Here is a 22,837-nt window from a genome sequence, read left to right as displayed (position 1 = left end):
TTAACCCAAACCAAACCGACATGAAGATTTCTAATTATGTAGCCATAACAGGCTGCCTCGCACTTACCTTGTTCTTTTTTTCTGCTAAATCGCAAACTAAAGCTGTTTTATTCGATGGTACTATCGTTGCTGGTTATGTTGATCATGGTGCTTTTATAAACTGTACCGGACCAAGCATAAAATTCAGCAAAAAACCTTATGCCGTTTTACTTGGGCTACTCCCAAGTTTACGCATCAAAGAAGATAAAGTTGCTGCTGGTGCTCCAAAAAATGCAGTCCTTACCCCCAACCTCGGCTTTGGCTTAACGGCAGCATTTCGCCATATAGCCTTACAGGTGCCCTTATATTACAACCCTAAAACTGCAGTCAAAAATGGCGAATGGAACGTCGGCGTAGGTTTAGGCTATAAATTTTAAAAGAATCAATTTATTTATTTACGCTTAAACCGACCACTATGACACTTAACTCCATTAATAAACCGCTAGATAAATTAAATATATTTTCGCTTAAAGGTGTTCAAATGAAAACCTTTCACATCACCTGGTTAACCTTCTTCTTCTGTTTCTTCGCCTGGTTCGGGATGGCCCCGTTAATGAAGATTGCTAGAGAGCAATTACACCTTACCAAAGATCAGGTGGGCAACATCCAAATCGCTTCAGTATCGGCCACTATTATTGCCCGTTTACTCATCGGAAGATTGATTGATAAATTTGGTCCTAAACTGATCTACACCTGGCTTTTGGTACTTTGCGCCATACCAGTGTTGTTAATCGGAACCAGTCATTCTTATACTTCATTTTTACTTTTCCGCTTGGCTATCGGCGTAATTGGGGCATCATTTGTAATTACCCAATTTCATACCTCAATTATGTTTGCTTCTAACATTAAGGGAACCGCAAATGCAACGGCTGGTGGTTTTGGTAATGCAGGTGGCGGTGCCGCCAATTTATTTATGCCTTTAATTGCATCCGGAATTACCGCTCTAGGCTTTTGTAGCACCGAAGACAGCTGGCGTTATGCCATGATTTTCCCGGGTGTAATGCTTTTAGTCTGCGCGTTTTTATATCACCGCTATACTTTGGATACCCCAAAGGGAGATTTTAAAGACCTCAAAGATGAAAGCATAAAAAGCACCAAAAACACCTTTTTAATTGCAGCAAAAGATTACCGTACCTGGATTTTAACCATTGCTTATGCTGCATGTTTTGGCGTAGAAATTACGGTTGACAACTTTGCACCGATCTTTTTTACAGATTCATTTGGCGCAACTATAGCTGTAGCCGGAATGGTTGCGGGCATTTTTGGTTGGATTAATATTTTTGCCAGACCACTGGGTGGCATTGTTGCTGATAAAATTGGTAAAACCTGGGGATTTGATGGCAAAACACTTTTGCTCGCCTTATTGCTTTTGGTAGAGGGAATTGGTTTAATCTGGTTCGCAAAATCGGGCAATATCGGAATGGCCATTTTCATGATGTTTGTTTTTGGTTTAAGTTTAAAAATGGCCAATGGCGCAACTTATAGCCTTGTTCCTTTCATTAATCCGCTTGCAGTTGGTAGTGTAGCCGGTATTGTAGGTGCTGGTGGAAATATCGGGGCCATGCTTATTGCATTTATGTTTAAAGCTAAAGCCAGTCACGCCTCTAAAAATGTAATCGAAAATGGGCTTAGTGTTCATAAGGATCTGATTGATTATACCAGTGCATTTACTTTGCTTGGCTTCATTATTCTCGGAATTGGCGTTGCAGTATTCATTTTTAGAACCATTATGGCACAAAAAACATCCGAAATAGAAGACCTGGTGCTTACCCCTAGCAAATAAACAACGCTAACAAAAATCTACTATACAAGCCGATCATTTGAAAGAAGAAAAAAACATATCGCCAAACAAAACAACCACCTGCTGCTACTGCGGGGTGGGCTGTGGTATTGTGGTAAATAAAGATATCCATGAGCGCATAACTGTTGAAGGAGACAAAAACCACCCTGTAAACAAAGGCATGTTGTGCAGTAAAGGCATGAATCTTCATTATACAGCAAATGATAAAAGCGATAGGCTGCTTTACCCGGAAATGCGCTACAACAAAAACATGCCCCTCCAAAGGGTAAGTTGGGATACCGCACTGGAAAGAACAGCAGCAGTTTTTAAAGCACTTATTAAAAAACACGGTCCCGACAGCGTTGCTTTCTATGCCAGCGGACAGTGTTTAACAGAAGAATATTACGTAGTAAATAAATTAATTAAAGGATTTATCGGTAGTAATAACATCGATACCAACAGCCGCTTATGTATGAGCAGTGCGGTTGTTGGTTATAAAATGAGCTTAGGTGAAGATACCGTGCCCATTAGTTATGATGATATTGAAATTGCCGATTGTATTTTTGTTGCAGGCGCAAACCCGGCATGGTGCCATCCTATCCTATGGCGCCGTGTTGAAGCCGCAAAGCAAAAAAATCCCGATTTAAAGATTATTGTTAGCGACCCTCGAAAAACCCAAACCTGTTCAATTGCCAATGTTCATTTACAGCTTAATCCAGGTACCGATATTACCCTTCACCATGCCATAGGCAGATGTTTGATTGAAGATGGAAAAATTGACTCAGATTTTATCATCAACAGTACTAACGGTTATGAAAAATACCGCACTACCGTTTTCGAAACTTCGTTAGCGGAAGCGGCAGTAATTTGTGGTATAGCAGAGCTTGATATTCGTTTAGCGGCATCTTACATCGGCAATGCAAAAGGTTTTATCAGCATGTGGACTATGGGGCTTAACCAAAGTGTGGTGGGTACCAATAAAAACCTTTCATTAATCAACCTAAACCTGATTACTGGTCATATTGGCAAACCTGGAAGCGGACCTTTTTCACTTACCGGACAGCCAAATGCCATGGGCGGCCGCGAAGTTGGCGGCTTAAGTAATTTATTACCTGCACATCGTGTTTTAGCCAACGAAAGTCACCGGAATGAAGTTGAAAAATTTTGGCAGATCCCATTAGGTACCATACAACCTAAACCAGGATTAACCGCCACCGAGATGTTCGATGAGCTGAATACTGGAAAACTCAAAGCAGTATGGATTTTATGCACCAACCCGCTGATCAGCCTACCTGATGTTCGTGTAGCAGAAGAAGGATTAAAAAAGGCAAAGTTTGTTGTTGTTCAGGATATTAGTAATAAGGTAGAAACCTTAAAATATGCTGATGTGGTATTGCCTGCGGCTGCATGGGTAGAAAAAGAAGGCACCATGACTAATGCAGGCCGCTATATCTCTTACCTCAGCAAAGTAACAGAAGCGCCTGGAGAAGCCTTGCCAGATTCGGAAATTATCTGCCGATTTGCAAAAAAAATGGGCTACCATGGTTTCGACTTTAAAAACGCTTCCGAAATATACGACGAGCATGCAGCTTTAACCGCTGGAACCAACATTGATATCAGCGGCCTTAATTACCAGATCTTAAAAGATAAAAGAGCCGTTCAATGGCCGTACCCAAAAGAAGAAACAGCATTTGGAATGGCTAGATTATTTACCGATCATCAATTTTATACCGCAGATAAAAAAGCCAATATCCTATCATTTGATGACCAAAATCAATCAGAAGCTTTAACACCTGAACACCCACTGATTTTGACGACCGGAAGAATCAGGGATCAATGGCATACACGGAGCAAAACCGGCAAGGTAAATAAACTGAACCAGCACATTGGTGAGTCTTTTTTAGAAATTAACCCAGTTGATGCTGAAGCTCGGAACATTAAAGACAATGATATTATCGAGATTTCCAGTTTACGTGGAAATGTACGCGTAAAGGCTAAATTTTCGGAAGATATTAAAACCGGAGTAGTTTTTATGCCCATGCATTGGGGCAAAATCTTGAAAAGTGATTTAAACCGGGTAAATAACCTCACCAATAATTTGGTTGATCCTCAAAGCAAAGAACCCGATTTTAAGTTCAGTGCGGTACAGGTAAAACGCTATAAAAAAGCCAGACAAAAGATCATCGTTATAGGCGCGGGAGCTGGTGCCTGTGGTTTTGTTAAAAGTTACAGGGCCTTAAATACTGAAGATGATATCGAAATTTTCAGTAAAGAGAATTTTCCTTTTTATAACCGGGTACTTCTCCCCGATTACATCATTGGCACTTTGCCATGGAATAACCTCATTAAAATGAGCGATAACGAGGAAAACGATTACAAAATTAAGCTGCATCGTGGTTTGGGGATCGAGAAGATTAACAAAGAAGATAAAACAGTTACAGATAGCAATGGCGAAACCCATCATTACGATATCCTGCTCCTGGCTACCGGAAGCAGGGCTTTTATGCTTAAAGATATCCCTAAGCTAAATGGTATATTTACCATGCGCAGCCGTAACGATGCCGACAGTTTTAAAAAACATGTCGATAGCACAAATGGAAAAGCGGTAATTGTTGGCGGTGGATTACTGGGTATTGAGCTGGCTACTTCGCTTGCCGAAACCGGATCAAAAGTGACCATCATCCAAAGGATATCAAGGTTAATGGGTCGCCAGTTAGATGCATTGGGCAGTCAATTATTGCATGAAGAACTGATCAGCAAGGGCATCGAAATCTTCTACAACGATGAGGTAGACCGGATTATCGGCGAAAAAAGCATTTCGGGTATCCGTTTAAAAAGTGGCCTATTAATCGATTGCGAATCTCTGGTAATCGCCATCGGTACTGTACCTAACACCGAATTAATTAAAGATGCCGGTATAGAATGCAAAAGAGGTGTTGTAGTGGATGAATACCTGAGAACCAATGAAAAAGATATTTATGCCATTGGCGAAATTGCAGAATTTAAAGGCCAGATGTACGGCATTACCGCAGCAGCAGAACAACAGGCGGAAATAGTGGCGCGGTTTCTTTGCGGAGATATTGCGAAATTTTACCAGGGCAGTCTGCTCATGAATATCCTTAAAATGCACAGTCTTGAACTATGTTCTTTAGGTTTGGCCGAAATACCTAACAACGATCCCACATATGAGGAAATTATTTTTACCGATAAAGCCAAACGTTACTACAAAAAATGTATTGTACACAACGACAAACTTGTTGGCGCGATATTAATCGGTGACAAAAGTGAATTCTTAGAATTCAGAAACCTGATCGAAAATAAAATGGAGCTGAGCGAAAAACGGCTTCAACTATTAAGGAGCGGTAAAACAACCGAGCCTGTTATTGGCAAAACCGTATGCAGCTGTAATAATGTTGGCGAGGGTAATCTCATCAATAAAATAAAAGATGGCTGTAAAGATCATTTGCAGCTCTGCCAGTTAACAGGCGCCGGAATGGGTTGTGGCAGCTGCCGACCAGAAGTAAAAGCAATTTTGGATTCGGTTTTAAACGTGTTAAAAACAGAACCTAAACCTGCTTTAGCAGATAGATTATAAGTTTTAGCGGTCCGTCAGCCTGAAAGATTAGTTTTAGAAAAAACAAAGGAGTTGAGGTGACAGGGTGCGACGTATCGTCATTCCCAACTTGATTGGGAACCACAGAGTGCTCATGAATGCCTCTGAATAAAAGGAAAACTTATGAATAATCGTAATGCTTCGGTAGGTTTTGTAGGTTGCATTAAGATTCCCGCCTGCGCGGGAATGACGATAGATTGCTAAAGAATATTTTAAAATAAAACAAAATGATGAAAGTAAAAATGGGTCCTTCAGAATTTAAAAATCTTAAAGGAATTGAATATTTTGAGTTCGAAGAAGATTTTATTGAAGAAAATATGCGTTGCATTCCTATGGTAGTCCGTTTTAAGATGGATGCAGCAGGAATAAAGTTAAAATTGGCAGAATGGAGTAAATTTCATCCATCAGAAAGAATCCAACTGGCTTTACTCCCGGTTTCAACTCAGGAACAAACAGATAGGTACCACCAATTTCTGATTGGCCTGATTACCAAATATACCGGAAATCAAGCTACCACGCTAGCTATCGATCCGCTACCCGATTGGGGAAATTTACATCAAATACCAAGCATGCTCCAAGAAAAATCAGCAGAACTACAACTATTTATTTCTATAAGTGAATGGAGAAAACTCACCAATATCCAAAGATTTGCACTTTTAAAATTATGCCGGCCTGGGCACGAAAACAAGAACTTCCCTAAAGCAGTAGTAGAATTTGGACTTCTAAATAGCTAAATCATGTATCAAACCATCATCATTAACTTTCCAGGTGGCATCATATCACCGGGCAACCTGTACAACATTTTAGTCGCGGCAACAAAAGCTAGGATACAATATGTTCGTTTTGGCCTCCGCCAACAGTTATTGATTGATACTACAACCTACAATATTGACATATTTACGGTCGAAATGGATAAACTTAGGATCGATTATGAGGTAGACACCAATAACTTTCCGAATATTATTAGTTCTTACCCAGCTGAAGAAATTTTTATCCGCAAAACCTGGCTTACCGAAGGCGTGTATAAAGATATTTTGGATGATATCGATTTTAAACCTTCAGTAAAAGTAAATATCTGCGATAGCGATCAGAGTTTTACGCCCATGTTAACAGGCAATATTAACTGGATTGCTTCTTCACAATCAGAACATTACTGGCATTTGATTATCCGCTTTCCTAAAACCAATGTAACCTACGAGTGGAATCAACTCTGCTATACAAACCACCTTGCTGAGGTTACCAAAGCCGTGGAAACCATTATCAAAAATAATCCAACACGATTTGTAGATAATGCATTAGCCAATGGCGAAGATCTTTTTGCACTTTTAGATCAGGAAAACTTTATTCTTAAACCTGCTGAAAACACCGTATCCCTATCTTCGTTCAACCTGCCTTACTACGAAGGTTTAAATCGGTACAACAACAGATATTGGTTGGGCATTTACAGGCGTGATGAATTGTTCAGCATTCCATTTTTAAAGAAACTGTGTCAACTTTGTTTAGATACCAAACTTGGTCAGTTGTGCTGTACATCCTGGAAAACCATTATAATAAAAGGAATAGATGAAAAAGATAAAAGCCTTTGGAATGCCCTGCTCGAAGAATTTGAGATTAATATGCGGCACGCTGCAAATGAACTAAATTTTCAGGTAGAAGATAACTGTAACGAAGGTTTGGCACTAAAAAGCTTTCTGGTTAAACATTTAAGCATTGATGATACCCGAACATTTGGGATCTGTTTTGGTATTAAAACCCGCAAGAAAAGTGAGGTTTTTAGTAGTATCCTGATCCAAAAACGCCACCTCATTAATTTATTGGGTGTAAAATTGTTCCCAGTTTATGATATTTTATGTGCGAAAGATTTTAACCCCAATGAGCGTACAGGCGAAATTTTTAGCCGAAGCAACCCCAGCTTTCTGTTACCAGAACAAGTAAGACGTTCGATATTTAAGTTCTATAAATATCGTTTAAATGCCATTAAAATAGGCAAACAAAAACAAAACTTCCAAGCAGAAGAAATCGTAATAAAAGATGGCGATTTTTTATATCAATGTAACAACTGTTTAACTGTGTACAATGAGCGGATCGGAGAAATTGAAAATAATATTAATCCAGGCGCGGCATTTAAAGATTTACCAGAAAGTTATTGCTGTGTGCTTTGTGAAGGAGAGAAAGATAATTTCACTAAAATTGATCAATCAGTATTACAGCTTTTGTAAAGCTACAGGGATCGTCATTTCAAGGTTTAATTTATTGTATAAAAATTAATATGAATAACAGGTGATTTTAATGAATTAATATATTGCGTGGAATCGTCATTCCCAACTTGATTGGGAATCGTGCCAAAGGCATCCCTTTTAGATAATGCAATAAGCTTTAAGATTCCCGCCTGCGCGAGAATGACGACCTTCTATAGGGATCTGTCAATGGTAGAGATCAGTTTTTAACAAAAAAAACATTGGAGTGGAGATGACGATAATCAGGTTATAAGCCATTAATTTCGGCATGAGAATTAAAATTCCCGAAATAACGATAATCCTGGTCGTCGACGGCAATTTCGCAAACACGCAAATTGCTTAAAATGTATTTCATGCTGTGTTTAGCCAAACCGTTGGTTTGAAGTAGGTTTATTATATTTTTCAAACCTTTAGCTTTATAAATCCCACACAAGGGTTCTTGCTGGTTATCCTTAATAAAAACATAAGCATCGAAAGCCTCATCAGCTTTAAACGAGTGAATAAGTTTTTCCAACAATCTGGTTTCCATCAGCAGCATATCGCAGGCCAATAAAAACAAATCTTCTTCTGGATTTGATAAATGAGCAGAAAGTACGCCCAATAAAGGCCCCTTGATATCAAGAGAAGGATTGTCTATAATTAATTGCTCATTCCCGAAATAACCAACATAGCTTAGTTGCTGTAATGGATTAACCGAAAATTTTACTGGGAGATTAAGCGAGCTTAGCTTATCGCACGCTACCTGTGCCCATAGTTTATCCTGATGGCTGAGTAAACCTTTATCAGTGCCCATGCGCAAACTCTGACCACCACATAAAACGATTCCCAACATATAAATTTTAATTTATTTGCTACTCAAGTCTGTCAGCCCAGCTTCGTCTAAAATACCGATTTGCTTTCCTTTCACAAGTATTAATTTTTCAGCGAGCAGTTCATTCATCGTTCTAAAAACGGTTTCGTAAGTTGCGCCGGTAAAAGCAGCCAGATCCTGACGGCTTAATGCTAGATTTAAAAACCCTTCAGCATCTAATCCAAATTGATCTCTCAATCCTAAAATAGCCACTGCTAGCCTTCCTTTAACCGACATTAAGGCTAAATTACGCATTTTCTTTTCTGAGGCATGCAGCTCGTCGGCATAAAACATCAATAAACCATAGGCAAATTCCTGGTTTACTTTAATGGTGGTTTTAAAAAATTCGATATCAACAAAACAAAGCTTCGTGGTTTCTAAAGCAGTTGCTGAGATTGGGTAAGTAGAAATACTGCTGCTGATTCCCCGATGCCCGAATATGGCACCATCGTTTGCAAAACGTAAAATCAATTCCTTATCGCCCCACTGTTTATGCACTTTTACATTGCCCGAAGTAACAAAGTAAACACCGCTCACCGGATCGCCCTCTTTGATAATTACTTCCCCTTTTTTAGCGATAAAATTCCGTTTATGGCTCTCAATGGCAGGATGCCATTCTTTTAATGTGAGTTGGCACATAAAACAGCTTTTAAGATCGCAATTACTATTTTTCTTCATATTTGTAAGGGATGGTGGGTAAAAATAGCAAATGATTGCACAATTATTTGCTATCGTGCGCAAATTCAGCGATTCTTCACTATTGTTGAAAATTATCTGAGAATAAAACTCATTGAAATAGAACACTTAGCATTTTTTATAGGCATCCTTATCGCAAAGAAGTTTAAAGATATGCCATCAAATCATAATTTTGTGTTATGGCAAATACAAACGTTAGAAAATCAATCCAGAATAAGATCGAATCATTGGGTAAGGAAATCGAAACCTTACAGTCAGAATTAAAAAGATGGGAAAAAATTGCAGCCGATTATGAAACCAACTCGGAAAGCATTGATTTAATTTTATCGATACAATTACCTGAAAAACTTGAACCAAAAGCTAAAAAGGTAAAATTGTAAAGCATTAAAAAAAGAAAACCCGGACAATGTCCGGGTTTTCTTTTTTTATCACTTCCTTTTCCGATTTTTATATCTAGATCGAGATATAACGAGAGCGATGCTGAAATAAATTCCCAATTACACAATCCTATAAAAATTCGTCATTGCGAGGCACGAAGCAATCTTAAAGCGCACGCTAGTAGCGATCGTTGTAAGATTGCTTCGTCGGCTGAAATAGCCTTCTCGCAATGACGATTCCTCGCAGCCAGATATAAAATCCATGTTTATCGGTATAGATCTGTGGTTAACTAATTATTAAATTATTCCAAGACTTCTTCAACCTTTTTGACCAGAATTTTAGCCCTCGGCTTAAAATTAGTCTTGTTATTTCCACCTTCGGTTAATACGGGTTCTTTCTTTGCAGCTTTCTTCTTGAATTTCCTACCGTACCAGATCAGAAAACCAGTTATCGGCAAACTAGCCCCAATTAACGAAGCCAAAAAAGCCATTACTTTACCAGGAAAACCCAAAATACTCCCCACATGGATATCGTAATTCATTTTTCTGAGTTTACCACTAAATCCAGCTTCTTCATATGAGATGGAATAAACACCTTCGCGCTTAAATTCTTTTAAAGTATGCTGATCGAAAGTATACCCCTGGTTATTGTAAAACTGACCTGTATTGGGATAAACTGTAATATTGATCGTGGCTTTCGCTTTTGAAGTATCGGGAAAATTATAGTAAAAACCTTGCGATTTTGGATGGCGGGCAATTACCTTTTGCCAGGCCAGATCCATCGCTTTTTGTGGTGTATAAAATTTTCCAATGGCCAAAGAATCCGACTCCAGACGCTGGAAATCGCCCAATTTATCTCCCCCTGAAGTTACCCAATATAAACCTTCGCTGTACCACTTAATGCCATATACCATTCCAGTTAAGGCAATAAATAGCAAAAATATCAAAGAGTAAAAGCCAAGTACATTGTGCAGATCGAGGTTTAATCTTTTAAATGAGGCACCCCACTTAATCTTGAAACTCTTATCGCGGGTAGACTTGTTCCATTTTTCAGGGTACCACCAGATTAAGCCTGTAATTAACAAAACCACAAATATCATGGTACCATAGTTTACAATCGGCCTTCCGATGGCGTAAGGCAGCCACAAAAAACGGTGACCGTTGAGGATAAACCTAAAAAAATCTACTTCTCCTTTTTTATGCACCACTGTGCTAATCACTTCACCTGTGTAAGGATTAATTTTCAGGCTTGTTCCACCTCCTCTTCTGCCTTCGTCCTTTTTTCCCTTCAGATTTAAACTGATTGCCCTTCCCTGCTGATATTGTGCATACGAAGGAATTTTTTCAGGATAAAGCTTAAACGCAATGGCACTCAGCTGTGAGGGTGTAATTACGGGTTTATCCTGTTTTTCAATTTTGGTTTCAGGCTCCAATAAACCTGTAATTTCTTCATTAAAAACCCATATACAGCCTGTTATACAAACAATAAGAACAATGACGCCCGATATTAGGCCAAGCCAGAGGTGAAGCCATTTATTGATTCTGTTAAATAGCGAATCTTTATTTTTTTTCTTTGCTGGAGTAGTTTTGTTTACGGTTGCCATTGTTCTGTTTAGTTTTTTTGTGATGATAATTTTGTGGTTATTTTAAATGCTGAACGGCAGTAATTACCCCACCTTCTACTTTTAGACCCCTTGTAGCCGTTGCTGTAGCAGCATCAATCTTATACACATAGCTCGTACCATCGCTTAAATTGAAGCCCAGGTAAGCCAACTTTCCATCTTTTGGCGTATAGTTGTTTGCAGTGACACTTGAGATAGCAGTTTCGGCAGGAAGTCCGGTAACTTTTTTGAAGGTTTTATCAACTACATTTAATATACCGACTGTTTTACCCATTGTGTAAGCGCCCTTGTTGGCTTTTAATATCGCATTTATAACAAAATTATTACCACCGATATAAATCCAATTGGTAATTACATAACCGCCAGATACCGATTCAAAATCAAGGAAATAAGTTAAATCGAACTCAGTTGTGCCCGCTTTAATTTTGGTAATTGCTGATGGTTTGGTAGAGGTGATTTTAGAATCGGTAAGCACATCTGTTGTTTCAGTATTATCGTCAATTGCCACCGAGCTCGAAAATGCATAAACATCACCATTTTCAACTACACCCAATCCGTCCGTAAAATATCTTCCGATAAAACTGGTACGATCATCTTTAATCACTTTTTCCAATTTCATTTCAGGATAAGAATAAACGGCTATCCATGCTGTGTTAGGATATTTTGTCCAGAATCTATTGCCGTTAATACAGAAAAACGGTGCATACACTTTATTTCCAACCTGTTTAATCCAGCTAAAATGAGCGATTTCTCCATTGTTTGCAGGAGCTGTAGCATCTAATGTTCCTTCGCCGGAGATTAAAAGGCTATTGGTATTTACCTTATACCAGCTTGCTGTTGGAGTGGCTAAATTCCTTGGAATTTTTATCAATAACAGATCATCGTTAACTGGAGTAAAAGCCTGAACAGTTTCGGTTTGAAAATTAGAAACCTTGTTTAATTTACCAGCCAGGATATTGTAGGTAGTTACCGCACCTGGATTTCCCTGCCCGTAAAGCATACTGAAAAATTTATTGTTGTGCGTAACATAATAACGGTAAGTTCCGTCTTGTTCTACTCCGTTTCCAGCGGTAGAGATCGTACCCTTATCCAAATCACTGGCCGTAAGCAAATAATCGGCAACACCTGTAGAGGCAACTGGCGTTACGGCCAGGATAAAGTTTCCTGGATTTTCCGGAACACTTTCGCCTTCTTCTTTTTTTGAACACGAGGTAAGTACGGCAGCGAAAGCTAAAGCTATAAACGCTTTGGTAAAGTTTGTTTTCATATTACTTTTTTTATGTATTAATTATTGATTTTATTGATGAAGTATCTCAGGTTTAAGTAGAATGCCCTACCTGGTTTTTGAAGGCTAAAATTATCGAAGAGGTCGGCGTTGGTGATATTTTTGGCCTCCAATCCAATATTGTAGCGACCTTGCTTTAAGCTATACACAAAGTTTAAATCGTGATTGAACTGCTGAGGGATTACTTTTTTATCGCCAACTGCGCCCTGACTTGGCCAGTACAACCAAAAAGCATGCACGTATAATAAGTTATAACCAATAGATAAATTATTGCCTTTATGGCCCACATCTTTTAAAGAAACTGAAACGTCTCCATTGCCGTAGAGGTATGGAATATTGGGCATCTGATCCAGGTACACATTGCTTACATTTGTGAATTTTTCGCCCGTACTTGGATTAATTTCGTATTTCTGAAGGTTTTTCAGATTTTGGTAAGTAACTGTGGTACCAACACTTAACCAGTTTTTATAAGAATACCTAATTTCGGCATCACCACCTACTGTTCTTACCCCATCGCGGTTATCGGCAACAAGTTTCGATTGATTTTGGTTCAACCTGTTATAAATAAAATTGCTTGCATTACGGTAAATACCATTGGCGGTGAAAGAGAAATTATGTTCCCTGTTTATAGAGAAATTATAGCTAAGACCTAAATTAAAATTATCGCTTTTTTCGGGTTTTAAATTTGGGTTGGCATCCTGATTTTCTACATCACCAAAAATCTCCTGTGCCTCGGGCATGCGGTTGGTAAGCTCGTAGGAAGCTTTTAACTGCATATTCCGGTTAATAAAATAGGTAACCGCAGCGCCATAGCCTAACCGATCGATACTATTTTTACCAGCTGTGCTGCCACTTCCGTTAACATTGCCCTGATTGATGTATTTTCCGAAAACTGTTGCACTCCACCGATCTTTTACATCGAAATTATAACCAAGTCCAAGAACATTTTTGTTGGTTTTCTTTGGTCTTTCGTAATCTGCATTGGTAGGATTTAATTCATCGCTACCTTTTCGGTTAAATGTGGTAAATACGTTACTTACCGCTACCGATTGATTGTCATCTATTTTGTAGTTTAACATGGTTGTTGCCAAGCCATTATTGTTTTTGTATTTGTACAAACTCCTGGCGCGTTCGCCATTTGTTCCATTTGGTTTACTGTTGCCGTACCAATCGTAACGAACATTTAAAGTATCTATATTCTGTTCATTACCTAAATTGTAGTTGGCATTGATGGTTACATCTAAACCTTTGATCAGGTTTTCTTTCTTATATTTTAGCGTAGGCATTAAAATATTACCCCTACGGTGCCAACCACCGAAAACCGAAACCATCCTGGCACCGGTCTGTATTTCTTTATAATTCTGACCTACAGTAACACCAAACAAAAGTTTATCTGCATAGCTTTTACCCACTACACCCACATTTACGATTAAAGTTTCATTGTGATAAGTATCGTTAAACCTTTTTAAAGATGCAGTGGGCGCATAAGCTCCAGTGTAAATATCAGAGGCTTCTACATTTACCTTATAATCATTATCCGAATAATTCTGGAATGCATTTAATTGAAACGTTAAGCCCTTTGTTGAGGTAACCGCTACATTGATTACACTTCTATGCGTATTAAATGATCCAAATGAATAGGAAGCATCAACATAATTGCGGTAACGATCGCCCGTTACAATATTAATGGCACCTCCTAGAGCATCAGATCCCAGCCACATGGGTACTACTCCTTTATACACTTCGATCCTATCGGCAATATTGATGGGAATATTATTGATCTGGAAGGATGAGCCAAAATTATCCATTGGAATACCGTCAATAAAATATCTGACATGGTTGCCCGAAAAGCCATTTAATGAAAGATTAAAGTTTGAACCAACTCCTCCCGATTCTCTTACCCGTATGCCTGCTACCCGATCTAAAGCACCAGAAATATCAAGTGTGGTGTTGTAAAGTTTCTTGGCATCAACTGAGGTTACATTAAAAGCCTGCCTGTTTACTTCCTGATTTGCTGTTCTACCGATTACGTTTACGGTTTCCATTTGCTCAGATGATTCGGATAAGCGAAAGTTGAAAGTGCTTAACTCCCCATCAGTTACATTGATTTCTTTTTTCTGTGTTTTAAAACCTATTGCAGATACCTGTAAGGTGTAATTACCCACAGGAATATTTGAGAGTTTAAAATTCCCATTCTGATCTGTTAACGTACCATAATTGGTTTTGTGGATTTTAATAGTAGCCCCTGAAAGCGGATTACCATTACTGGCTTTGATTTGCCCCGAGATACTCGAGAATCGATTTTGGGCGGAAGTAAAAATTACACAGGCACATAGTATGCCCAATAGCAAAATTTTCTTAATTTGCATGGCTTTTAATGGAGATTAAAGGTGAGCCGGATTTCCGGTTTAGCCACACGGGTCCGAACCGTGTGGCATTTTTATTTCCGGCAAATATAGCCTCTATTTAGATCAAGTCCAAATAAGAATTAATAATTGTTTAATTTTTATTAACCTCTATTTTCCAGCTAAATTTCTGGTGGGGTATGCCAATCGATAAAGGTTTTTCTGCTCAACATTTTTAGGTATGGATAATTTCCATTTAGCTGTTCACGTTGTTTTAGCTCATATAAGAAATGTCCACCTAAGTCTACAATAATTTTTGCGGTCGCTAAATACCATACACTATGTGGCTGTTTCCAGCAAAAGGAATATAGGTTTGAAGTGAGTTTAATCCCCTGAAGTTCTGGATGGTAAAAATTAAGTATTTTTGGATTGGGCACTCCCTGCATAATCTCTGTTTTCCTAACCATCGAAAGGTGATCGGAATGACAGAACTCATAATCCTTTAGCTTCGGATCATCCACATCAGGTAAATGTTTCAATATTTTAAAGCCTTTAAATTTTTTACCATTTAATATCCAGATCAAATTTGGATAAAATGCTTCCCTACTGTTGAGTTCGGCAAGTGTTATTGGAGAATTTTGAAACTCAATAGTATAATCTGATGGCGTAAATATATCCGCCCGGTGAATATCGGTATTGGCCACGTCGTAAAAGGCGACCTCTCTAAACGATGGCGGAAAAGCCAACTTCCAATCGCGGTGCCAAGCTGTTTCTTTTCGGTAATATTCTCTTTTAAGCGAAGAAACATCCGGAACTATTTCAACACGATGAATATCTTTTATTATTTCACTATTATCCATTCTCTTACCACACCATTAGAAAAACACTTAATTAGGGAAAACAAATTTAAACTAAAATTTTTAGTACAGAGATAGATGGGAGATATAACCATGTAATATTTAAAATCATTATGATTGAGCTTAAGGCAGATACCATCTATCAAATAAATTTAATTCCATCTGCTTAAAATAGAATGATAACTTTGCAGTATGACCATCCAAGAAATACAGCAGCTAGAAGAGTTTTTTACCCAAGCCGGAAAACAGCAGGTGCCTATTTACCTAAACCAAGCCACTGTGATTACCGATTATGAGCACTTTTTGGAAAGTCATTTCATGCCCCTAAAACTCAATCCCGATGCCAAAGTGAATCTTCCGCTTATTCATCGTTTAAAGATGTTAAAGCTCTTGATTGAATCAAATGCCTAAAGAACTTCCTTGAGTTTAATGCTCCATAACATACCTGCATTTAGAAAATATTTTAGTTAAACCAATCTTACATCTTCGTCACCAGGTTGATCATTGATAGTCCTATAGATTGTGTTTAAAATGTAGAAATAGGAATTATTTTAACCTGTCTTTAAAACTTAACGAGCTTTAGTTTTTAAAATAAATATTTCCAACTATATTGGGCCTAATTGGTTATTCCTATACATTGATCCTTATTTATGACTAAAAATATATTCATTGCTTCGGCCGAGCCCTATACCGGAAAATCAGTAATTGCCTTCGGGATGATCAATATGTTATTGGCAAAAACGCAAAAAGTAGGTTATTTTAAACCGATTATTGCCCAAGACGATCCGAATAAAAAGGATGAACATGTAGAAGCCATGTTGGATTATTTTTCCCTTCCTGTTAACTATGAGGATGCTTTTGCCTTTACACGGCAAGAAATGTTGCATCAATCGGAGGATAGCGGTACGATTATCAATACCATTATCAGTAAATATAAAAAATTAGAAGATAACTATGATTTTACGGTAATTGAAGGCAGCGACTTTTTAGGCGAAGGCATGGCATTTGAGTTCGAATCGAACGCCTTAATGGCCAAAAACCTGGGCGCTCCCGTTTTAATTGTCGTATCAGGAAAAAACAAAACCGCAAGTCAGCTTTTTAAATCGGCCATTAATATTTACCGAAACTTCCTGTTGCGCGATGTACAGGTATTAGGTGTGGTGGCCAATATGGTAAACCCTGAGGAAGCAGAGCGTATTAAACAGGCACTAAGCAATCAATTACCTGCAGAACTGCTTATTGCCGTTATTCCGACTGAAACTGGTCTGCAAAGTCCAACCATGAAAGAAATTACTTTAGCCTTAGGTGGCGAAGTGCTTTTTGGATCTGAACTATTGGATAACCAAGTTGATAATTTTGTAACCGGCGCCATGATGCTGCCTAATTTTTTAAGGCACATCAAAGACAACCTGCTTATTGTTACTCCTGGCGATCGCGGTGATATTATTATTGGCGCACTTCAAGCCAATTTATCAGCCAATTACCCGAAAATTGCAGGTATTGTTTTAACCGCGGGCAGTTTGCCCGATGAGCCGATTATTAAATTGATCGAGGGTTTACAAACCATTATCCCAATAATAGCGGTTCAAAAGGGAACTTTCGAAACCACTACAACTATTGGCGGTATCCACTCAAAAATAACAATCGAAAACAAGAAAAAAATTGCAGTCGCAATTGAGCTTTTCGAAAAATATGTTGACATTAAAGCACTTGATGATAAAATTATCACTTTTAGCTATCAGGGTATTACGCCGCACATGTTCCAATACCAATTGGTTAAATGGGCCAAACGCGATAAAAAACATATCGTTTTACCAGAAGGAAATGACGAACGCATTCTAAAAGCAGTGGAGAAACTCATTACCCAGGATATTGTAGACATCACGCTTTTAGGCGATCCAATTGAAATTACCAACACGATTAAAAGGCTTGGGTTAAATCTGGATACCAATACTTTAAAAATACATAACCCAGGGCAATCGGCTCATTACAATGATTATGTAAATACCTTACATGAATTGCGAAAAGCCAAGAATGTAAATCTCGAAATGGCCAGAGATATGATGACAGATGTTTCTTATTTCGGAACCATGATGGTTTATAAGGGTGATGCCGATGGGATGGTTTCGGGTGCGGTTCATACCACTCAGCACACCATCAGGCCTGCTTTACAGTTTGTTAAAACCAAACCAGGTGTATCGGTGGTTTCATCCATTTTCTTTATGTGCCTGCCAGAACGGGTGGCCATATTTGGCGATTGTGCGGTTAACCCCAATCCTACTGCCCAACAGCTGGCAGAAATAGCAATTTCTTCAGCAGAAAGCAGTGCCAAATTTGGCATTGAGCCACGCATTGCCATGTTATCTTATTCTTCTGGTACATCAGGAGAAGGTGAAGACGTAGAACGCGTAAGAGAAGCTACTGCCATAGTTAAAGCCAGGCATCCTGAATTAAAAATTGAAGGTCCGATACAATATGATGCTGCTGTAGATCCACTTGTAGGTAAACAAAAACTACCAGGTTCTGAAGTAGCGGGTAGAGCAAGTGTATTGATCTTCCCCGATCTAAATACTGGCAACAATACCTACAAAGCGGTACAGCGCGAAACTGGTGCACTGGCTATTGGCCCAATGCTGCAGGGCTTAAATAAACCGATAAATGATTTGAGCCGTGGCTGTACTGTAGATGATATTTTTAATACTGTTGTAATTACAGCAATTCAATGCCAGGATAATTAATATGAACATTTTAGTAATCAATTCAGGAAGTAGCTCTTTAAAATACCAGCTTTTTAACATGCCAGAAAAAGCACCAGTTTGCAGCGGCCTGGTAGAGCGTATTGGCATTGAAGGCTCATTTATTAAACATACAGTTTATCGCAACAGCGAAAAGTATAACATTGAACAGTCTGGTTTTATTGCTAACCACGGCGAAGGCTTAAAACAGGTTTTAGCTTTACTAACTGAGGGAGAATATGCAGTAATAGCCAGCCCTGATGATATTGCGGCTGTTGGCCATAGAGTAGTGCATGGAGGTGAGCATTTTACTGGCGCAACCCTTATTACAGATGAGGTAAAACACCAGATCAAAAAACTGTTTTCCCTTGCTCCTCTTCATAATCCGGTTAATTATAAATGTATTGAAGTAGCCGAACAGACTTTTGCAAACGCAAAACAAATTGCAGTATTTGATACGGCATTTCATCAAACCATACCAGAACAGGCCTATCGTTATGCCATTCCAGAATGGTATTACAAAGAACATGGCATTAGGGTATATGGATTTCATGGCACCAGCCATAAATATGTAAGTGAGCAAGCTATTAAATGGCTAAACAAAGTTGACACAAAAATTATTAGCATCCATTTAGGTAACGGTTGTAGCATAACGGCCATTAAAAATGGTAAATCTATAGATACCAGTATGGGATTTGGCCCATTAAGCGGATTAATGATGGGCACACGCTCTGGAGATATAGATCCATCGGTTATTTTTCATTTAATGGAGCATTCTGGATATACTCTAGAACAGTTGAGCACCCTGGTTAACAAACAATCTGGACTTTTAGGTGTAGGTGGCTCAAGTGATATGCGCGATATCAGAAAAATGGTTAGCGAAGGAAATGAAGCTGCAATTTTAGCGCTAAAACTGTATGCATATAGGATTAAGAAATTTATCGGAGCTTATGCAGCTATTTTAAATGGCATAGATGCAATAGTATTTACAGCAGGTGTAGGTGAAAACGACAGTAACATGCGTGAGGCCGTTTGCTCAGCGCTCGATTATCTGGGTATTGAATTAGATCCACATCAAAATACAACCTATAATGGGAAATCGAAAGAAATTAATAAGGCAAGCGCTAAAGTAAAAATCCTGGTTATTCCAACCAACGAAGAATATGAAATTGCCCACCAATGTTTTGAGCTTTTAGGCTAATAACAAAACTTCCGAAGTTAGCCAGGCGCATTGCCATTGGCGCAAACTTCGGAAGTCTTGCCAGGCCTAATCGTTTTCCAAAATAGACAAAATATTGCCAGCAGGATCTCTAAACCAGGCAATGTTTGGGCCTCCGTTTCCCCGTGATATGCCTTTACTATCCGTTTTGAAATATTCTTCATTGTAAATCTCGAACTTTATTCCCTTGGCAATAAGTTCGTCGGCCGCTTGATCTATATTTTCAACAGGAAAATTAAGTACCGTAAAAGTTGCCGGAACATGATTTGGCTTTGGATAAAGCAATACATTTGCTGATCCGGAAATAACCAGTTCAATTACGCCCATCGGGTTATCTTTAACTTCGATCCCCAATACGCCTTGATAAAAATCTTTTGCTTTCTGTACATCGTCTACAGAAAACGAGCTGAATGCTTTTGAGTTTTGTAACATAATCTTTTTTTAAATCAATTTTTACGAGAACGGACAGTTAAATTTAGTGGATTAAAACAATAGTAACAGGCTGCATAAGCGGCAAAGTACAGGCCCAAACGAGACAACTTCCTTTAGCTCTTCCAGGCTCCCAATAAACGCCTGATGACAACAATTTCGGCAAAGTGGTAGGCATTATGATCGGCAATCTGCAAGGCTTCGCATAATACACTTTGTCCATCGCCATGCGGAATTAGCCCATATAAATCTGAAGAATCTAACAAAGCAATAAATTCTTTCAAATCAGCATCAATCTGTTTTAGTGTATTGTTCCAGGCATGTTCATCCTTAGGTGCCAGTTCTTTAGGCCAGTATTCGTCTGGCCATTTAGGCGATCGATGCGATCCATCTTTGCTAAATTCGAGCATATCCCACTGAGCGATTTTAATGTGTTCGGCCAATTGCCAAATACTATAGGGTAAATTATGGGGCTTTTCGCCAAGAAGATTAAAAGGCAAATTGGCAACAGCATCTTTAAACCCTACGTGCGCTCCACCCCCATTTAGTAACTTTTTAAGTTCTGTAACCAGTATCGATGTTTGATTTTCCATAATAAAATTTTGCCGATTGTATAAACCTAACAAACGTGATTCTCATAGGTTTGTATAAAATTCAATTTCAGTCCAAAGTTTATTTTTTTAACGCACAATTCTTTTAATTTTGGGCATGAACCTATCTTTTCCGATCCTCACAGCATATACCTATCTCAACACGGCTAATTCAGGCATTTTATCTACCAATCTTGCAGAATGGAGAACTAAACATGATCAAGACTTTATTGCCGGAGGAAGTATTTTCAGAATGGAAAATCTGCCCATCATTACCGATGTCAGAAATAACATTGCTAAACTTTTCAGTTTAAAATCCGAAAACACCTATCTGGTTCAGAATTTCTCAGTCGGTTTTAATACTTTATTGAGTGGGTTGGACAAAAACCATCGTTTTCTATTATTGGAAGAGGAGTATCCATCTGTGAGTTATCCTGTAATCAGTATGGGTTTTGAGTACCATAGCATAGCTATTGATGAAAAGTTAGAAGAAAACATCATCATTGCCATTGAAAAATTTAAGCCTACCGTGCTGGCATTTAGCATGGTACAATACATTAGTGGATTAAGGATGGATGATGAATTTATCCAGAAATTAAAAGCTACATATCCTGATCTTTTGTTGATCGGTGATGGCACTCAATTTTTAGGTACAACAAATTTTAACTTTGAAAAATCAGGCCTGGATGCTTTAATCGGAAGTGGTTATAAATGGCTTTTGGCTGGATATGGAAACGGTTATGCACTTCTTTCCGATCAAATGAAAGATGCGATTTACAGCAAAAACAAACTCGCCGAATTGCCTACAGCCCCATTTTTAAAAGGCAAAGACCACCTATCTATGTGTTTCGAACCCGGGCATTTAGACACTTTAAATTTTGGTACATTAAACGAAAGCTTAAATGAGCTTGGCTCAATTGGTTTCGATTGGATTGAAAAAACTGCACAGGCAATTTCCAACAAAGCCAGGTTAGCATTAAATTCAAGAGGCTTAATTCCAGATTGGACATTGGAACGAAAATATCAATCTACCATTATGAGCATGTCATTGGATCAAAAAACAGTAGACAAAATTGCTGCAGCCAAAATCCTTTGCTCACCACGTGGCAAAGGCACAAGGATTTCATTTCACTTTTATAATACAGAAGAGGATTTAAATCAACTGCTCCAGGTTTTGGATAACCGCAGCTAGTCTACCTTCCAAATGGCATCTACAAAATACTGATGTTGATCGAAGAAACGCTGAAGTGGTTTAAATCCAGTTTTTTCTGCAAGCTGATCGATATCATTAAGCGAATATTTTTGTGATATTTCCATAAAAACATGCTCATTTTCTGCAAAATGAATGGCATTTTGACCAATATTCACAATCTGTTTTTTTAAACTGATGAGGTAACTTTTACAGGCACCTGATGCCGGATCGTAACTGGCATAATGCTCAAAATTGTTCAGATCAAAATTGCCATCCAATTCTTTATTGATGCGATGAAGCAGATTGAGGTTAAATGATCTGGTAATTCCGCCTTTATCATTATAGGCAGAAAGAATCTGCTGAGGATTTTTTTTCAGGTCGAATCCAATGATCAACAAATCCTTAGGAGAAAGCAGTTTTTTTAATGACGAGCAGAATTTTCCGGCATCGGCTATACTCATGTTTCCGATATTTGCCCCCATAAAAAGCACAACCTTTCTGCGGCTGGATAATTCTGTGGCCTTTTTAAGCATATTAAAATAATCACCATTTAAACCTTTCATATCCAATCCGGGAAGTTTTTTAGGCAAATTTTCTTCCAGATCTGAAATTACATGTGCGGAAATATCAATCGGGAAATAACTAAATTCCAACTGATTATGTAACAATGATTTGAGCAGGTGAATGGATTTTGTGGCATCGCCAGCACCCAGTTCGATTAAATCAAAAGCGCTCCCATCGGCTGATATCGCCTGAGAAATCTGGTTGGCCTGGTATTGCAGGATTTCCATTTCTGCATTGGTTAAATAATATTCCTCCATTTCCATAATCTGCTGAAAAATACGGTCTCCGATAGCATCGTAAAAATACTTAGAGCGCATAAATTTTGGCTCGGAGTGTAAGCCTGCTAAGGTTTCTTGAAGGAACTGTGTTTTGTTGTCTGTTGCTGTTTCGATAGTGGTGGTGGTCAT

At 38.5% G+C, this 22,837-nt stretch carries 19 protein-coding genes; 10 read left to right on the top strand and 9 right to left on the bottom strand.

Annotated elements, in window-relative coordinates; all coding sequences use genetic code 11:
* Positions 1–20 precede the first annotated feature (20 nt).
* The 5 genes from EZ456_RS10985 to EZ456_RS10965 all read left to right on the top strand — a co-directional run bounded on the left by EZ456_RS10985 (position 21) and on the right by EZ456_RS10965 (position 7,651).
* Positions 21–416 (top strand): hypothetical protein, encoded by a 396-nt coding sequence (locus EZ456_RS10985; RefSeq protein WP_225876521.1) that lies wholly within the window; start codon positions 21–23, stop codon positions 414–416.
* 38 nt (positions 417–454) lie between these two features.
* Positions 455–1,822 carry an MFS transporter gene (locus tag EZ456_RS10980; protein WP_131530056.1) on the top strand — a complete coding sequence of 456 codons (1,368 nt, stop codon included), beginning with the start codon at positions 455–457 and terminating at the stop codon, positions 1,820–1,822.
* A gap of 37 nt (positions 1,823–1,859) precedes the next feature.
* Positions 1,860–5,414: a nitrate reductase gene (locus tag EZ456_RS10975; protein ID WP_131530054.1), complete on the top strand. Its 3,555-nt coding sequence runs from the start codon at positions 1,860–1,862 to the stop codon at positions 5,412–5,414.
* Positions 5,415–5,659: 245 nt separating this feature from the next.
* Positions 5,660–6,166 carry a nitrate reductase associated protein gene (locus EZ456_RS10970; protein ID WP_205945070.1) on the top strand — a complete coding sequence of 169 codons (507 nt, stop codon included), beginning with the start codon at positions 5,660–5,662 and terminating at the stop codon, positions 6,164–6,166.
* 3 nt (positions 6,167–6,169) lie between these two features.
* Complete coding sequence (locus EZ456_RS10965; protein ID WP_131530052.1) at positions 6,170–7,651, top strand: rubredoxin; 1,482 nt, start codon at positions 6,170–6,172, stop codon at positions 7,649–7,651.
* Positions 7,652–7,916: 265 nt separating this feature from the next.
* On the opposite strand, the gene mobA is transcribed toward EZ456_RS10965, so the two are convergent.
* Positions 7,917–8,501 carry a molybdenum cofactor guanylyltransferase gene (gene mobA, locus EZ456_RS10960; RefSeq protein ID WP_131530050.1) on the bottom strand — a complete coding sequence of 195 codons (585 nt, stop codon included), beginning with the start codon at positions 8,499–8,501 and terminating at the stop codon, positions 7,917–7,919.
* Positions 8,502–8,513: 12 nt separating this feature from the next.
* Positions 8,514–9,158 (bottom strand): Crp/Fnr family transcriptional regulator, encoded by a 645-nt coding sequence (locus tag EZ456_RS10955; protein ID WP_225876520.1) that lies wholly within the window; start codon positions 9,156–9,158, stop codon positions 8,514–8,516.
* A gap of 236 nt (positions 9,159–9,394) precedes the next feature.
* Here EZ456_RS10955 and EZ456_RS10950 point away from each other — a divergent pair, with 236 nt between their 5' ends.
* Complete coding sequence (locus EZ456_RS10950; protein ID WP_131530046.1) at positions 9,395–9,595, top strand: hypothetical protein; 201 nt, start codon at positions 9,395–9,397, stop codon at positions 9,593–9,595.
* A gap of 299 nt (positions 9,596–9,894) precedes the next feature.
* Here EZ456_RS10950 and EZ456_RS10945 read toward each other — a convergent pair whose 3' ends face one another.
* The 4 genes from EZ456_RS10945 to EZ456_RS10930 form a co-directional block, all read right to left on the bottom strand.
* Positions 9,895–11,196, bottom strand: a complete 1,302-nt coding sequence (locus EZ456_RS10945) for a PepSY-associated TM helix domain-containing protein (RefSeq protein WP_131530045.1) — start codon at positions 11,194–11,196, stop codon at positions 9,895–9,897.
* Positions 11,197–11,233: 37 nt separating this feature from the next.
* Positions 11,234–12,481 carry a DUF4374 domain-containing protein gene (locus tag EZ456_RS10940; protein ID WP_131530044.1) on the bottom strand — a complete coding sequence of 416 codons (1,248 nt, stop codon included), beginning with the start codon at positions 12,479–12,481 and terminating at the stop codon, positions 11,234–11,236.
* Positions 12,482–12,498: 17 nt separating this feature from the next.
* Positions 12,499–14,868 (bottom strand): TonB-dependent receptor, encoded by a 2,370-nt coding sequence (locus EZ456_RS10935; RefSeq protein WP_131530043.1) that lies wholly within the window; start codon positions 14,866–14,868, stop codon positions 12,499–12,501.
* A 158-nt stretch (positions 14,869–15,026) separates the two neighbouring features.
* A complete protein-coding gene (locus EZ456_RS10930) occupies positions 15,027–15,704 on the bottom strand; it encodes a competence protein CoiA family protein (RefSeq protein WP_225876519.1) in 678 nt (225 codons plus the stop codon).
* Positions 15,705–15,893: 189 nt separating this feature from the next.
* Between EZ456_RS10930 and EZ456_RS10925 the strand changes: the two genes are divergently transcribed.
* The 3 genes from EZ456_RS10925 to EZ456_RS10915 all read left to right on the top strand — a co-directional run bounded on the left by EZ456_RS10925 (position 15,894) and on the right by EZ456_RS10915 (position 19,637).
* Positions 15,894–16,112, top strand: coding sequence for a DUF6965 family protein (locus EZ456_RS10925; protein WP_108198555.1), 219 nt, complete (start codon positions 15,894–15,896; stop codon positions 16,110–16,112).
* Positions 16,113–16,351: 239 nt separating this feature from the next.
* The gene (pta, locus tag EZ456_RS10920; protein ID WP_131530042.1) at positions 16,352–18,439 is read left to right on the top strand and encodes a phosphate acetyltransferase; all 2,088 of its coding nucleotides are present in this window, start codon (positions 16,352–16,354) and stop codon (positions 18,437–18,439) included.
* 1 nt (position 18,440) lies between these two features.
* Positions 18,441–19,637: an acetate/propionate family kinase gene (locus EZ456_RS10915; protein WP_131530041.1), complete on the top strand. Its 1,197-nt coding sequence runs from the start codon at positions 18,441–18,443 to the stop codon at positions 19,635–19,637.
* A gap of 66 nt (positions 19,638–19,703) precedes the next feature.
* Here EZ456_RS10915 and EZ456_RS10910 read toward each other — a convergent pair whose 3' ends face one another.
* Both EZ456_RS10910 and EZ456_RS10905 read right to left on the bottom strand, forming a co-directional pair.
* The gene (locus EZ456_RS10910; RefSeq protein WP_131530039.1) at positions 19,704–20,087 is read right to left on the bottom strand and encodes a VOC family protein; all 384 of its coding nucleotides are present in this window, start codon (positions 20,085–20,087) and stop codon (positions 19,704–19,706) included.
* A gap of 113 nt (positions 20,088–20,200) precedes the next feature.
* On the bottom strand, positions 20,201–20,677 hold the full coding sequence (locus tag EZ456_RS10905; protein WP_131530037.1) for a DinB family protein: 477 nt from the start codon (positions 20,675–20,677) through the stop codon (positions 20,201–20,203).
* A 115-nt stretch (positions 20,678–20,792) separates the two neighbouring features.
* Between EZ456_RS10905 and EZ456_RS10900 the strand changes: the two genes are divergently transcribed.
* On the top strand, positions 20,793–21,866 hold the full coding sequence (locus EZ456_RS10900) for an aminotransferase class V-fold PLP-dependent enzyme (protein WP_131530035.1): 1,074 nt from the start codon (positions 20,793–20,795) through the stop codon (positions 21,864–21,866).
* On the opposite strand, the gene EZ456_RS10895 is transcribed toward EZ456_RS10900, so the two are convergent.
* Entirely contained in the window at positions 21,863–22,837 is a 975-nt protein-coding gene (locus EZ456_RS10895; RefSeq protein ID WP_131530033.1) for an L-histidine N(alpha)-methyltransferase, read from the bottom strand. The two genes, EZ456_RS10900 and EZ456_RS10895, sit on opposite strands and share 4 nt — an antisense overlap.

It is taken from the genome of Pedobacter psychrodurus (genome assembly GCF_004331735.1).
In the GTDB taxonomy this organism is placed as follows: Bacteria; Bacteroidota; Bacteroidia; order Sphingobacteriales; family Sphingobacteriaceae; genus Pedobacter; species Pedobacter psychrodurus.
Note: the sequence above shows the minus strand (reverse complement) of the source record. Positions and strands in the feature narration are given on the sequence as shown.

Coding starts and splice junctions, on each gene's coding strand:
- EZ456_RS10900 (WP_131530035.1), top strand. CDS start 20,793: ATGAACCTATCTTTTCCGATCCTCACAGCATATACCTATCTCAACACG.
- EZ456_RS10895 (WP_131530033.1), bottom strand. CDS start 22,837: ATGACCACCACCACTATCGAAACAGCAACAGACAACAAAACACAGTTC.
- EZ456_RS10910 (WP_131530039.1), bottom strand. CDS start 20,087: ATGTTACAAAACTCAAAAGCATTCAGCTCGTTTTCTGTAGACGATGTA.
- EZ456_RS10925 (WP_108198555.1), top strand. CDS start 15,894: ATGACCATCCAAGAAATACAGCAGCTAGAAGAGTTTTTTACCCAAGCC.
- EZ456_RS10940 (WP_131530044.1), bottom strand. CDS start 12,481: ATGAAAACAAACTTTACCAAAGCGTTTATAGCTTTAGCTTTCGCTGCC.
- EZ456_RS10930 (WP_225876519.1), bottom strand. CDS start 15,704: ATGGATAATAGTGAAATAATAAAAGATATTCATCGTGTTGAAATAGTT.
- EZ456_RS10950 (WP_131530046.1), top strand. CDS start 9,395: ATGGCAAATACAAACGTTAGAAAATCAATCCAGAATAAGATCGAATCA.
- EZ456_RS10985 (WP_225876521.1), top strand. CDS start 21: ATGAAGATTTCTAATTATGTAGCCATAACAGGCTGCCTCGCACTTACC.
- EZ456_RS10945 (WP_131530045.1), bottom strand. CDS start 11,196: ATGGCAACCGTAAACAAAACTACTCCAGCAAAGAAAAAAAATAAAGAT.
- EZ456_RS10965 (WP_131530052.1), top strand. CDS start 6,170: ATGTATCAAACCATCATCATTAACTTTCCAGGTGGCATCATATCACCG.
- EZ456_RS10980 (WP_131530056.1), top strand. CDS start 455: ATGACACTTAACTCCATTAATAAACCGCTAGATAAATTAAATATATTT.
- EZ456_RS10955 (WP_225876520.1), bottom strand. CDS start 9,158: ATGTGCCAACTCACATTAAAAGAATGGCATCCTGCCATTGAGAGCCAT.
- EZ456_RS10905 (WP_131530037.1), bottom strand. CDS start 20,677: ATGGAAAATCAAACATCGATACTGGTTACAGAACTTAAAAAGTTACTA.
- EZ456_RS10915 (WP_131530041.1), top strand. CDS start 18,441: ATGAACATTTTAGTAATCAATTCAGGAAGTAGCTCTTTAAAATACCAG.
- EZ456_RS10970 (WP_205945070.1), top strand. CDS start 5,660: ATGATGAAAGTAAAAATGGGTCCTTCAGAATTTAAAAATCTTAAAGGA.
- mobA (WP_131530050.1), bottom strand. CDS start 8,501: ATGTTGGGAATCGTTTTATGTGGTGGTCAGAGTTTGCGCATGGGCACT.
- EZ456_RS10935 (WP_131530043.1), bottom strand. CDS start 14,868: ATGCAAATTAAGAAAATTTTGCTATTGGGCATACTATGTGCCTGTGTA.
- pta (WP_131530042.1), top strand. CDS start 16,352: ATGACTAAAAATATATTCATTGCTTCGGCCGAGCCCTATACCGGAAAA.